The following is a 13,059-nucleotide window of genomic DNA, read 5'->3' as shown; positions in this document are numbered from 1 at the left end:
GTAGTAAATTGTTCATTACCAGCTTTGCGTTGCGGCACGAAAAACGGCTGCGCCGTTCGTCGCAGCCGTTCTTGGCATTCGTCAATTTGAAGCGGTCAGGCCGCCTGCTGAAGGCTGCGGAAGAAGCCGCGTTCGGTGGCGACACGCTTGCGCACCGGCAGGAGCCGCAGAACCTCGTCGGCAAAGAGGCGCGCATTCTCGCAGGCCTTGTCGAGGTTGCTCACCTTGGCCGCATCCATCGTATAGAGCGTGCCACCACAGTCGAAGATGTCGCGGAAGGCGGTACGTTCACCGATCGGCGTATCGAGCACGGCAACGCCGCGAGCGGCGAGCAGCGCCTTGATGGTGGTCATCGCCCGCGTCGTCACCAGCGCATTCATGCGGGTGAGCACGACGGAGTGGTTGATGCGGATGCCCGCCTTCTCGTCGAGCTGTTTCAGGAGCTCGAGGATATGCGCCGCGCCGCGCGCATCCATCGCACAGCCCTGCACGGGGATCATCACATGGTCGGAGAGACCGATGGCGGTGGCGACCAGCGCATCCCGTGCACCGGCAAGGTCGATGATGAAATAGTCGGTCGTATCCCGGTTCTCGCGGATATGGCCCTGGAGGGAGCCCATCGAAACCTCCGAGATGACGGCGATGTTGCGCTGGCGACCGGAAACCTCGTGCCAGTGGCTGATCCAGCGCTGCGGGTCGGCATCGAGGATGGTGATGCGGTGCCCCCGGCTTGCAAGCTCGGTGGCAAGGATCAGGGCCGCTGTGGTCTTGCCCGCGCCACCCTTGGCATTGGCAAATGTGATGACTGGCATGTCTTTCCTCATGAATGCTGCGAGCTTCGCATCGCTCTCGTCAGGCGGCCCGATGAAAATGGCGCCCGCTCAATCAAACCTTTCAAAACATGGTTAACGAATTGGAAACAACCGGATGGCGAAGATTAACGAGAACGCCACCAACTTTGCGTTTCCTCAAGAAAAAGGCCCGGAAAACGCTGGTTTTCCGGGCCTCTATCATTTGTTAACGGCAAGAATTCAGATGCACTCGACGAAGAGGCGCTTGGCCGCGTCCAGCGTCAGCTCCACCGGATTGCCGCCAGCCGTCGGATCGACGATCGCCATGGCGGCCATTTCGTCGATCCTGTCGGTGCCAACACCAAGCGCGGAGAGCTTGTCCGGCACGCCGAGTTCCTCGCGCAGGCGCAACACGTAGTCGAAGAAGCCGTCGAAACCGCCGGCAATACCGAGGTAAGCGGCGGCGCTGGCGATCTTCGCCTCGATCGCCGGGCGGTTGAAGGTCAGCACCGGCGGCATCACGACGGCATTGGTCATGCCGTGATGCGTGTTGTAGATGGCGCCGACCGGATGCGACAGCGAGTGGATCGCGCCGAGCCCCTTCTGGAAGGCGACGGCGCCCATGGCGGCCGCCGACATCATGTTGGCGCGCGCCTCGATATCCGTGCCGTCCTTGTAGGCGCGCGGCAGGAATTCCTTGACGAGGCGCATGCCCTCGAGCGCGATGCCCTGGCTCATCGGGTGGTAGAACGGCGAGCAATAGGCTTCGAGGCAATGGGCGAAGGCATCCATGCCGGTGCCCGACGTGATGACCTTCGGCATGCCGACCGTCAGCTCCGGATCGCAGATCGTCACCGAAGGCAGGAACTTCGGATGGAAGATCACCTTCTTGGTGTGCGTTTCGGAATTGGTGATGACCGAGGCGCGGCCGACCTCCGAACCGGTGCCGGCCGTCGTCGGCACGGCGACGATGGGCGCGATGCCGTCGGAATTGGCGCGGGTCCACCAGTCGCCGATATCCTCGAAATCCCAGACCGGGCGCGTCTGGCCCGACATGAAGGCGACAGCCTTGCCAAGGTCGAGGCCGGAGCCACCGCCAAAGGCGACGACGCCGTCATGCCCGCCGTCGCGGAACGCCTTGACACCGGCTTCGAGGTTCTTGTCGGTCGGGTTCGGATCGACCTCGGCGAACATCGCCCGGCCAAGACCAGCGGCCTCAAGAATGTCGAGGGCCTCTTTCGTGATCGCCATGGTCGAAAGACCACGATCGGTGACGAGCAGCGGCTTCTTCATGCCGACCGCCTTGCAGTGGTCGGCGAGTTCCTTGATGCGGCCGGCCCCGAACTTGATCGCGGTCGGGTAGCTCCAGTTGGCGGTGATGGTCATTATGCTTTCCTGAAATGGTAGGATTTCGGGCGGGTGAGATTATGGAAGCCGATGACGGAGAGCGAACCGCCGCGGCCCGTTTCCTTGACGCCCGTCCAGCACAAAGCCGGGTCGAGATAGTCGGCGCGGTTCTGGAACACGGTGCCGGTCTCAAGGTCGCGGGCGATCTTGGCAGCACGGTCGGAATCCTTCGTCCAGAGCGAGACGGTAAGGCCGTATTTGCAGTCGTTCATCAGCGCGAGCGCTTCCGCGTCGTTCTTCACCTTCATGATGCCGACGGCCGGGCCGAAGGTTTCTTCCGTCATGAACTCCATCGAATGATCGACATCGACCAGGACCTGCGGAGCGACATAGGCGCCGCCGTCATCGGCCGGGAAGAGTTTGGGATCGACCAGCGCCCTGGCGCCCTTGGAGACGGCGTCGGCGATCTGCGAACGCACGGTCGCGGCGAAACGCTTGTGCGCCATCGGGCCGAGGGTGGTTTCCGGATCGAGCGGGTTGCCGAGCTTGTAGTTGGAGACCCAGGCGACCGACTTTTCGACGAAGGCGTCGTAGAGCTTCTCGTTCACATAGACGCGCTCGATGCCGCAGCAGCACTGGCCGGAATTGTAGGTCGCGCCGTCCATCAGCGTATCGACGGCGGCATCAAGGTCGGCGTCTTCCATGACGTAACCCGGGTCCTTGCCGCCGAGTTCGAGGCCGACCGGCGTGAAGGTGCCGGCCGCCGCGCGCTCGATGGAGCGGCCGCCTTCGACCGAACCGGTGAAGTTGACGAAATCAAAACTGTTGCCGGCGATGAGCGCCGAGGTCGTGTCATGGTCGAGGAAGACGTTCTGGAAGACATCCTCCGGCACGCCCGCCTCGTTGAAGGCGCGCACCAGCCGTTCGCCGACGAGCAGCGTCTGCGCGGCATGCTTGATGATGACGACGTTGCCGGCCATCAGCGCCGGGGCGATCGTGTTGATCGCGGTCATGTAGGGATAGTTCCACGGCGCGATGACGAAGACGACGCCATGCGGCTCGCGCTCGATGCGGCGCTCGAAACGCTCACTGTTCTCGATGACGATCGGCGCCAGCGACGAACCGGCGATCTCGGCGACATAGTTGGAACGCTCGTTGAAACCCTTGAACTCGCCGCCGTAGCGGACCGGGCGGCCCATCTGCCAGGCGATTTCCGGCACGATCTCGTCGGCCATCTCGTTGACGCGCGCGACGCCCTTGAGGACGAGCTGGATACGGTCTTCCAGCGGGCGCTTCGCCCAGGCCTTCTGGGCCTTCTTCGCACGGGCGACGGCCTCCTGCGCGGCGGCCAGCGGCATCGCCTCGCGCTCGGCATAGACCGAGCCGTCCACGGGGGATATGCATTTGATCACAGTCATGATCGACTTCCTGTTTCAGTTTAAACTCTGGCGTGGGACAATATCCGATCCTGCCGGCCGGAAAATATCCCCGAAGGGCTACTTTCCGCCGCAGCCGCCGCCGGTGTGCTGAGCCTTACGCTCTCTCGAAGCCGCGCGCCACCTCCCAGTCGGTGATGCGACGGTCGTATTCTTCCTGCTCCCATTCGGCCGCACGGACATAGTGGTCGACGACGTCGTCGCCGAAGGCCTCGCGCAGCATGTCGGAGTCCTTCAGTGCGGCGGTCGCCCCGCGCAGCGTCTTCGGGATCTCGCGGATGTCCTTGCCACCATAGGCGTCGCCTTCGAAGGGCGCTTCCAGTTCCAGCTTCTGCTCGATGCCGGCAATGCCGGCGGCGAGCAGCGCCGCCATGGCGAGATAGGGGTTGAGGTCGGAACCACCGACGCGGCACTCGATGCGGATGCCCTTGGTGCCCTCGCCGCACAGGCGGTAGCCGGCCGTGCGGTTGTCCTTGCTCCAGATCGCCTTGGTCGGTGCGAAGGTGCCGGCAACGAAGCGCTTGTAGGAATTGATGTAGGGCGCGAGGAAATAGGTGATCTCGCTGGCATGGGCGAGCAGACCCGCCACATACATGCGCATCATCTCCGACATGCCGTATTTGCCGTCCCTGTCGAAGAACTTCGCTTCCTTGCCGTCAAGGCTCCACAGCGACTGGTGGATATGCGAGGAGGAGCCGGCCATGTTGTAGTTCCACTTGGCGAGGAATGTGACGGCCTTGCCGCGCTGCCAGGCGATTTCCTTGGTGGCGTTCTTGATGATCGAATGCCGGTCGGCCATGGTCACGGCTTCGGCGTATCGCACATTGATCTCCTCCTGGCCGGGCGAAGCCTCGCCCTTGGAGTTTTCCACCGGAATGCCGGCGCCCTGCAAGCCGTTGCGCAGCGCCCGCATGACGTCCTCTTCCTTGGTGGTCTGGAAGATGTGGTAATCCTCGTTGTAGCCGGAGGCCGTGCGCAGGTCGCGGTAGCCGCTTTCGCGCGCATCGTCGAAGGTCTGGTCGAACAGGTAGAATTCAAGCTCGCTCGCCATGAAGGGCTTCAACCCCAGCGCCTCGAGCCGCTTGACCTGCTTTTTCAGGACGGCGCGCGGCGAATGCGGAACCTCGGCATGGGTGTGGTGGTCCAGCACGTCGCAGAGAACCAGCGCCGTACCTTCCAGCCAGGGCAATTTGCGCAGCGTCGCAAGGTCCGGCTTCATCGTGTAGTCGCCGTAGCCGGCGGCCCAGCTCGTCGAGCGGTAACCGGGCACGGTCTCCATTTCCATGTCGGTCGCCAGCAGGTAGTTGCAGCTATGCGTCTCCTCATAGGCGCCATCGACGAAATACTGTGCGTGGAAACGTTTGCCCATCAGGCGCCCCTGCATGTCGACGAGACACGCCAGAACGGTATCGATGCGGCCCTCGGCCACATCCTTCTTCAGGTCATCAAAACTATAGGTCATGGTCATCGGGGGTGGTCCTGCGGGTTGGGGCGTCGTGCCGGACCGGGCCTTGCCGGCCCGGTCCGAAGGGTTTGGTTAATCAGCCGTTGACGTAGGGCGGTCCGGCCTTGTTGATGACGGCGTTGTAGTCCTCGAAGATCTTGACGACCTTGGCGGCCGTTTCGCTCTGGCCGGCGATCTCCTTCCAGAACACCTTTGCCGCATCTTCCACGGCCTTCCACTCGGCTGTGGGAATGCTGGTGAGCTTCAGCTTCGTGCCCTCGGCGCGCAGCTTCGCCTCGCCGCCCCAGTACCACTGGTCGCGGTAGTTGTTGCCGGCCTCGATCGCCGTCATGACCAGCTTTTTCAGGTGATCGGGCAGTTCCGCCCACTTCTTCTCGTTGACGAAGAACGAGCCGATCCAGGCACCGGAGATGTTGTTGGTCAGGAAGTGATCCGTCACGTCGGCCCAGCCGACCGTGTAGTCCTCGGTGATACCCGACCAGGCCATGCCGTCGAGCTCACCGGTCTGCACGGCGACCTGCGCGTCTTCGTAGGGAATCGTCACCGGCACGACGCCGAACTGGCTGAGGAAACGACCGGCCGTCGGGAAGGTGTAGAGGCGCAGGCCCTGAAGGTCGGCCAGCGTGTTGATCGCCTTCTTGGTGTTGAAGTGGCACGGATCCTGCCCCGAGGAGGAGAGCCAGACGACGCCGCCAACCTTCTCGTAGGACGAGCGCCAGATGTCGGCGAGGCCGTACTGCTTGAAGAGCACGGGCACGTCGAGGATCTGCTTGGTGGCAAGCGGGAAATAGCCGCCGAAGGTGGCGACATCAGCGGGGGACGCCATGGAATCGTCGTCCGAATGCACGGCGTCGATCGTGCCGGCCTGGAGCGCGCGGAACAGTTCGCCCGTCGGCACGATCTGGTCGGCGAAGTAAAGCTCGATCTCCAGCTCACCCTTGGCGGTGGCATTGATGGCGTCGATGATCGGCTTGGTGACGTGCTCGCCGAGCGCGGCGCCGGCATAGGTCTGGAAGCGCCACTTGATGGCGGTCTGTGCCCGCGCGATGGCGGGTGCCGAAAGCGTCGCTGCGCCGGCCGCACCGATCGTGACTGCCCCAGCCCGTGTCAGAAATTGCCGTCTGTTGGTCATATCTCTATCCCTCTGGTTAAACGTCTCGCTTTTGCCGGGAACGGCCGTTCATCCCGGACGATCAATCGTCTTTTCTTCTATCGGCCTCATTGCGCGTTGGTGCCGGCGGCCTTGCCGCCGGCAAAGTCCTCACTTGGCGTAGTAGTTGTTCGGCAGCCACGTCGCGATTTCCGGGAAGCAGCCGATGATGATCAGGCTCGCCACCATGATGCCGACGAAGGGCCAAATCGACTTGTAGATGTCGGTCATGCCGATGCCGGGCGGCGCCATGGCGCGCATCATGAACAGGTTGTAGCCGAAGGGCGGGGTGATGTAGGCGATCTGGCAGGTGATCGTGTAGAGCACGCCGTACCAGACGAGGTCGAAGCCGAGCTTCTGCACCAGCGGGATATAGAGCGGCGCCACGATGACGAGCATCGCCGTGTCGTCGAGGAACATGCCCATGACGAGGAAGGACAGCTGCATCAGCACCAGCACCTGCCAGGGCTCGAGGCCGAGGTCACCCAGGAAGAAGCGCTCGATCGACTTGACCGCGCCGAGACCGTCGAAAACGGCGCCGAAGCAGAGCGAGGCGATAAGGATCCACATGAACATGCAGGTGATGCCGAGCGTCTTCTGCAGAACGTCGTTCCACAATTTGACACTGAGACGGCCGCGCTGCCAGGCAACGAGCGCCGAGGAGATCGCGCCGACCGCCGAGGCTTCCACGAGGCTGGCGATGCCGCTCAGGAACAGCCACATCATCAGCGTGAAGATGCCGAGCGGCAGGATGCCCGCGGTCAGGAGCTTCAGTTTCTCGGCCATCGGCACGTCGCGCTCTTCCGCCGGCAAGGCCGGGCCGAGCGACGGGTTGATGCGGCATCGCACATAGACGTAGATCGCCATCAGCAACGCCATCAGGAGACCCGGCAACACGCCGGCGAGCCAGAGCTGACCGACCGGAACGCGGGCGATCATGCCGTAGAGCACGAGCACGATGCTCGGCGGGATCAGGATGCCGAGCGTCGAGCCGCCCTGCACCACACCCGTCGTCATCACCTTGTCGTAGCCGCGGCGCAGCAGCTCCGGCAACGCGATCGTGGCGCCGATCGCCATGCCGGCGACCGAAAGGCCGTTCATGGCGGAGATGATGACCATGAGGCCGATCGTACCGAGCGCCAGGCCGCCGTTGATCGATCCCATCCAGACGTGGAACGCCTTGTAGAGGTCCTCGGCGATACCCGATTCCGAGAGCATGTAGCCCATGAAGACGAACATCGGCACCGTCAGCATCGGATACCATTTGACGAGCTTCATGGCCGAGGCGAAGCCCATTTCCGAGCCGCCCGTGCCCCACAGCAGGAAGGCTGCGACGACGCCGACGAAGCCGATGACGGCGAAGACCCGCTGCCCGGTGAGCAGCAGCACCATCATGCCGGCGAACATCGTGATTGCGATGAATTCATAGCTCATGCGATCGGCCTTCCCCGCAATTCAGCGATATCCTTGAAGAGCGAAGAGCTGGCCTGTGCGAGCATCATCACGATGCCGAAGGTCATGATGATCTTGATCGGCGCCATATAGGGTGCCCAGGCCGAAAAACTCTTTTCCTTGAACTGGATGGCATAGGTCGTGCTGGTGATGCCACCGTAGAGCATGAAGCCGAGGAAGATGATCAGGGCGACCGCCGTGACCGTATCGAAGACCGCACGTTTGCGGACGGACCAATTGCTGTAGAAAAGGTCCATGCGCACATGGTCGCCGGTCTGCATGGCAAAGGCGCCACCGAGCATATAGTAGGCGGCCATGGTGAATTGCGCCGATTCCAGCGTCCAGCTCGCCGGCAGGTGGAATGCCTTCGAGACAGAGGAATACAACAGGATCGCGAACATCGCGAAAATCAGATACATCGCAAAAAGGCCGACACGCCGGTTGAACGTGTCGACGAAGCGAACATAGCGCTTGATGAAATCAGGCATGGCCCCTGCCTCCGCCGACGGCGGCGGTTTTCTCAACCGGGCCATACCCCTTTTGTAGCAACACAAGCATCCGCTTGGCCTCTCCTGTTCGTGTTCTTCTCCGTCTCCACGGATGTCGTTCCCCGGGTCTTTTTATTGGATCACGGGAAGGCTCTTTTCGAGCAGTCCCGCCAGATAGTCGGCCACGACCCGTTGGCCGGCTTCGTCTTTTATGAGGTCGTTGCGGACCTCGATCATCACGTTGGCAAGGCCGTTGGAAAGGCCGTGCTCCTTGAGCGTATGCGTCACGCCGTCTTCCGGCCCATAGGGCTCGTTGCGGCGGATGTCGTAGGGGCCGGCGCTGCCGGCCGCGTTGAGCATCGCATCGGCAAGGCGCGTGTCGGCGTCGTGCAGGATGCCGATCTCGACCGCACGCGGCTTGCCGAAATAGACCGGCGTGAAACTGTGCATGGTCACGATGACGGGCGCCCTGCCCTCCCCGATCCGGCTCTTCACCAGACCGGCGAGCTTTTCCCGGAATGGCAGGTAGAGCGCTTGCGTTCGGGCATCGCGAGCCGCCTGATCGAGGCCGGCATTGCCGGGAACCGCGAAAACCTCGCTCTTTTCGGGCATGGCGGCCGGCGATTCCGGCGGGCGGTTGCAATCGTAGACGAGGCGGGAGAACCGCTGGAAAACCAGGGCCGCATCGAGACGTTCGGCAATGAGGCGCGACACGGCAAGCGCACCGGGATCCCAGGCGATATGGCTTTCAAGCGCCTCCTCGGGCAGGCCGAGCGTGCCGAGCGCCTTCGGAAGCAGGCGGGAAGCATGCTCGCAGACCAGGATGACCGGGCCGCGGGCAATACTATTCTCCAGGGCGACGGGGTCGCCCTCTTCTCCAGTCAGAATTCCCATTAGCCTGATCCCCTCGACCGGCTCTTATCGTTAATGAAGAGAATTCTTCACAGTTTGGCCGCTGTCAACGGGGTATTGAAAAAATCTCTTCAAAAAAACATTTGACTCGAATTGTGACAGCGCGCTTTATTTCCGAAACTTCGGCAAAGACCGAAGCGCAGGGGAACAATTTGACGCTCAACCAAGCATCCATGACGGTGTCGGATGTGATCAGTGCCCATTTCGACGCGTTGACCCGCGCCGAAAAGCAGCTGGCCACGTCGCTGCTCGACAACTATCCCGTCTCCGGCCTCGGCAGCATCACCACGGTGGCGGAAAACGCCGGCGTGTCGACGCCGACCGTCGCCCGCATGGTGCAGAAGCTCGGTTTCCGGGGCTTCCCGGATTTCCAGGCACGCCTCCACCACGAGCTGGAAGCCACCCTGTCGAACCCGATCAGCAAACACGACCGCTGGGCGACCAAGGCACCGGGCACGCACATCCTCAACCGCTTCGCCGACGCGATCATGACCAACCTGCGCCAGACGCTCTCACAGGTGGAAACCGCCGAATTCGACAGTGCCGCCGCCCTTCTCGCCGATCGCCAGCGCAGCATCTACATCATCGGCGGGCGCATCACGAAGGCGCTCGCCGACTACCTCTTCACCCATCTCCAGGTCATCCGCCCGAACGTCACGCAGATCGCCGCCAATCCCAGTTCCTGGCCGCATTATGTGCTGAACATGAAGGCCGGCGACGTGCTCGTCATCTTCGATATCCGCCGCTACGAGCAGGAGATGGAGACGCTCGGCCGCGCCGCCCGCGAGCGCGGCGTGGAAATCGTTCTCTTCACCGACCAGTGGGCTTCGCCCGTCGCCAAGGTCGCGGCGAAGGTCTTTCGCGTGCATATCGAGGTGCCTTCCGCCTGGGACTCGTCCGTCGTGACGCTGTTCATCGTGGAGGCGCTGATCGAAGCCGTCCAGAGTTCGGGCTGGGAGGAAACCAGCGGCCGAATGAAAACGCTGGAGGGTCTCTTCGAGGCCAGCCGGCTTTTTCGCAAACCCCGGTCGGAGGTTCCCGGCAAGACCTGATAGACATCAGAAAAAAACGAAATAAAACTGTCACATAAGCTTCATCTGCCGCCAGTATCAGCTTCGCCGAAGTTGACTGACTCACAAAAGGAGAACACCCGTGATGTCACATACGAAACGTCTGCTTTCGCTCTCCACCGCGCTGGCAATTGCCATTCCCTCGCTCGCCTTCGCCGAGCCGAGCGCCGAGCTCATCGAAGCGGCGAAGAAGGAAGGCATGCTGACGACGATCGCGCTGCCGCACGACTGGTGCGGTTATGGTGACGTCATCGCCTCCTTCAAGGCAAAGTATCCGGAAATCCAGGTCAACGAACTGAACCCGGATGCCGGTTCGGCTGACGAAATCGAAGCCATCAAGGCCAACAAGGACAACAAGGGCCCGCAGTCGCCCGACGTGATCGACGTCGGTCTCGCCTTCGGTCCGTCCGCCAAGGCCGAAGGCCTGCTGCAGCCCTACAAGGTCTCCACCTGGGACGAAATCCCGGACACCATCAAGGACGCCGAAGGCTACTGGTACGGCGACTATTACGGCGTGATGTCCCTTCTCGTGAACAAGGACCTCGTCGCCAACACGCCGAAGGACTGGGCCGACCTCCTGAAGCCGGAATATGCCGGTCAGGTCGCGCTCGCCGGCGACCCGCGTGCGTCCAACCAGGCTATCCTCGGCGTTCTCGCCGCCGGTCTCGGCAAGGGTGCAAAGTCCGGCAAGGAAGCCGGTGAGGCAGGCCTTGCCTACTTCGCCGAAATGAACAAGGCCGGCAACTTCGTCCCTGTTATCGGCAAGTCCGGCACGCTGGCACAGGGTTCCACCCCGATCGTGATTGCCTGGGACTACAACGCGCTCGGCTGGGCAAAGACCCTCAACGGCAACCCGCCGACCGAAGTCGTCGTTCCCGCGACGGGCGTTCTCGCCGGCGTCTACGTTCAGGGCATCTCGGCCTATGCGCCGCACCCGAACGCCGCCAAGCTGTGGATGGAGCACCTGTACTCCGACGAAGGTCAGCTCGGCTGGCTGAAGGGCTATTGCCATCCGGCACGCTTCAACGCCATGGTCAAGGCCGGCAAGGTTCCGCAGGACCTGATCGACGCCCTGCCGCCGGCAGAATCCTATGAAAAGGCCTACTTCCCGACGCTCGAGGAAGTCGATGCCAACAAGGCTGCCGTGACCGGCGCCTGGGACAGCGTCGTCGGCGCGAACGTGCAGTAAACGACATCCCCCGTCGCCCCGACTGCAAGGCCGGGGCGACGATTGCGGTATGCCAATGACGGCAACCCCTTGAGGCCAACTTAATGTCATCAGACAGCTCAGCCGCACCGCCGCCCGCGCGGGCGCCCTTCCGCCTCCCGCTGCACTGGCTCGGCGCCGTGCCGTTCGCGATCTTCGTCCTGTTGTTCCTGATCATGCCGACGATGCGCATCGTCATCGGCGCCTTTCAGACGCCGGACGGCAGCTTCACCCTGGACAACATCCGGGGCCTGTTCACCACATCCATCCTCTCGGCCTACTGGATCTCGATCAAGATCTCCATCGCCTCCGCCCTGCTCGGCTGCCTGATCGGCTTTTCCGTCGCGGCCGCCGCGGTGCTCGGCGGCCTGCCGAAATGGATCCGCGGCCCGCTGCTGACCTTTTCCGGCGTCGCCTCCAACTTCGCCGGCGTGCCGCTCGCCTTCGCCTTCCTTGCGACGCTCGGCCCCGTCGGTCTCCTGACGGTGTTCCTGAAGACCCAGCTCGGCATCGACCTGCGTGCCCTCGGCTTCAACATCCTGTCCTTCTGGGGTCTCACGGTCACCTATCTCTTCTTCCAGATCCCGCTGATGATCCTCATCATCACGCCTGCGCTCGACGGTCTGAAGCGCGAGTGGCGGGAGGCGGCGCAGATCCTCGGCGCGACGAACGCGCAGTACTGGCGCATGGTCGCCTTCCCGATCCTGCTGCCCTCCTTCCTCGGCACGCTGGCGCTGCTCTTCGCCAACGCCTTCGGGGCCGTGGCCACCGCCATCGCGCTCACGGGCTCCTCGCTCTCCATCGTGCCGATCCTGCTTTTCGCGCAGATCCGCGGCGACGTGCTCGGCAATCCGCATCTCGGTTATGCCCTTGCCTTCGGCATGATCGTCGTGACGGGCATCGCCAACACGATCTACATCTGGCTGCGCGCCCGCAGTGAAAGGTGGCTGAAATGAAGAAGTTCTGGGCCTGGGGCGCCCTCATCTTCGGGCTGCTCTATTTCATCCTGCCGCTCCTCGGCATGACCAACTTCTCGCTGAAGATGCGCCGCGGCGTCTATTCGTTGGATGCCTATGCCGTCGTGCTCGGCGATCCGCGCTTCCAGGAAACCTTCACCTATTCGATCCTGATGGCGCTCGCGACCATCGTCTTCGGCGTGCTGCTGGTGGTACCGACCGCCTACTGGGTGCGCCTGAAGCTGCCGGGCCTTCGTCCCTATATCGAGTTCATCACGCTCTTGCCGCTGGTCATCCCGGCCATCGTCATCGTCTTCGGCTATATCAGGCTCTACAACACCTCGAGCTGGCTGCCGCTGACGGGTTCGATCACCGGCACGAACATCCTCCTGATGTTCGGCTATGCGACGCTGGCGCTGCCCTACATGTATCGCTCCGTCGATACGGGCCTTCGCTCCATCGACATCGCCACGCTGACGGAGGCCGCGCAGAGCCTCGGCGCCGGCTGGACGACGATCCTCGCCAAGATCATCCTGCCGAACGTTCTGGTCGCCGTGCTGTCGGGCGCGTTCCTGACCTTCGCCATCGTCATCGGCGAGTTCACCATGGCCGCCCTGCTCAACCGCCCGGCTTTCGGCCCGTACATGCAGCTTCTCGGCGCCAACCGCGCCTACGAGCCGGCGGCGCTTGCGGTGATGTCCTTCGCGCTGACCTGGGGCTGCCTCGGCCTGATCCAGCTTGTTTCCCGTTTCCAGAAGGGCGCGCAGAGCGCGACTTAAGGATTT

12 protein-coding genes are annotated in these 13,059 nt (G+C 62.8%); 4 read left to right on the top strand and 8 right to left on the bottom strand.

Features of this window, described 5'->3' with window-relative positions; translation table 11 throughout:
- Positions 1–95 precede the first annotated feature (95 nt).
- The 8 genes from EXZ48_RS08270 to EXZ48_RS08235 all read right to left on the bottom strand — a co-directional run bounded on the left by EXZ48_RS08270 (position 96) and on the right by EXZ48_RS08235 (position 9,023).
- Positions 96–812, bottom strand: a complete 717-nt coding sequence (locus EXZ48_RS08270; protein WP_130515292.1) for a ParA family protein — start codon at positions 810–812, stop codon at positions 96–98.
- A gap of 219 nt (positions 813–1,031) precedes the next feature.
- Positions 1,032–2,177: an iron-containing alcohol dehydrogenase gene (locus EXZ48_RS08265; RefSeq protein WP_023513458.1), complete on the bottom strand. Its 1,146-nt coding sequence runs from the start codon at positions 2,175–2,177 to the stop codon at positions 1,032–1,034.
- Complete coding sequence (locus EXZ48_RS08260) at positions 2,177–3,556, bottom strand: aldehyde dehydrogenase family protein (protein ID WP_130515290.1); 1,380 nt, start codon at positions 3,554–3,556, stop codon at positions 2,177–2,179. The genes EXZ48_RS08265 and EXZ48_RS08260 overlap by 1 nt, the downstream gene beginning before the upstream one ends.
- Before the next feature lie 115 nt (positions 3,557–3,671).
- Positions 3,672–5,036, bottom strand: a complete 1,365-nt coding sequence (locus EXZ48_RS08255) for a glutamine synthetase family protein (protein WP_130515666.1) — start codon at positions 5,034–5,036, stop codon at positions 3,672–3,674.
- Between the two features lie 79 nt (positions 5,037–5,115).
- Positions 5,116–6,171, bottom strand: a complete 1,056-nt coding sequence (locus tag EXZ48_RS08250; RefSeq protein ID WP_130515288.1) for a TRAP transporter substrate-binding protein — start codon at positions 6,169–6,171, stop codon at positions 5,116–5,118.
- Positions 6,172–6,300: 129 nt separating this feature from the next.
- The gene (locus tag EXZ48_RS08245; RefSeq protein ID WP_130515286.1) at positions 6,301–7,623 is read right to left on the bottom strand and encodes a TRAP transporter large permease subunit; all 1,323 of its coding nucleotides are present in this window, start codon (positions 7,621–7,623) and stop codon (positions 6,301–6,303) included.
- Positions 7,620–8,129 carry a TRAP transporter small permease subunit gene (locus EXZ48_RS08240; protein ID WP_024271538.1) on the bottom strand — a complete coding sequence of 170 codons (510 nt, stop codon included), beginning with the start codon at positions 8,127–8,129 and terminating at the stop codon, positions 7,620–7,622. Before EXZ48_RS08240 ends, EXZ48_RS08245 begins: the two co-directional genes overlap by 4 nt.
- A 132-nt stretch (positions 8,130–8,261) precedes the next feature.
- Positions 8,262–9,023 carry an N-formylglutamate amidohydrolase gene (locus EXZ48_RS08235; RefSeq protein ID WP_130515284.1) on the bottom strand — a complete coding sequence of 254 codons (762 nt, stop codon included), beginning with the start codon at positions 9,021–9,023 and terminating at the stop codon, positions 8,262–8,264.
- A 191-nt stretch (positions 9,024–9,214) separates the two neighbouring features.
- On the opposite strand from EXZ48_RS08235, the gene EXZ48_RS08230 reads away from it, so the two are divergent.
- The 4 genes from EXZ48_RS08230 to EXZ48_RS08215 all read left to right on the top strand — a co-directional run bounded on the left by EXZ48_RS08230 (position 9,215) and on the right by EXZ48_RS08215 (position 13,053).
- A complete protein-coding gene (locus EXZ48_RS08230) occupies positions 9,215–10,093 on the top strand; it encodes a MurR/RpiR family transcriptional regulator (RefSeq protein WP_024271536.1) in 879 nt (292 codons plus the stop codon).
- A 100-nt stretch (positions 10,094–10,193) separates the two neighbouring features.
- Complete coding sequence (locus EXZ48_RS08225; RefSeq protein ID WP_037409453.1) at positions 10,194–11,300, top strand: ABC transporter substrate-binding protein; 1,107 nt, start codon at positions 10,194–10,196, stop codon at positions 11,298–11,300.
- 83 nt (positions 11,301–11,383) lie between these two features.
- Positions 11,384–12,274: an ABC transporter permease subunit gene (locus tag EXZ48_RS08220; protein WP_023516612.1), complete on the top strand. Its 891-nt coding sequence runs from the start codon at positions 11,384–11,386 to the stop codon at positions 12,272–12,274.
- Entirely contained in the window at positions 12,271–13,053 is a 783-nt protein-coding gene (locus EXZ48_RS08215) for an iron ABC transporter permease (RefSeq protein ID WP_023516611.1), read from the top strand. Before EXZ48_RS08220 ends, EXZ48_RS08215 begins: the two co-directional genes overlap by 4 nt.
- The last annotated feature ends 6 nt before the right edge of the window (positions 13,054–13,059 follow it).

This window comes from Shinella sp. JR1-6 (assembly GCF_004284735.1).
In the GTDB taxonomy this organism is placed as follows: Bacteria; Pseudomonadota; Alphaproteobacteria; order Rhizobiales; family Rhizobiaceae; genus Shinella.
Note: the sequence above shows the minus strand (reverse complement) of the source record. Positions and strands in the feature narration are given on the sequence as shown.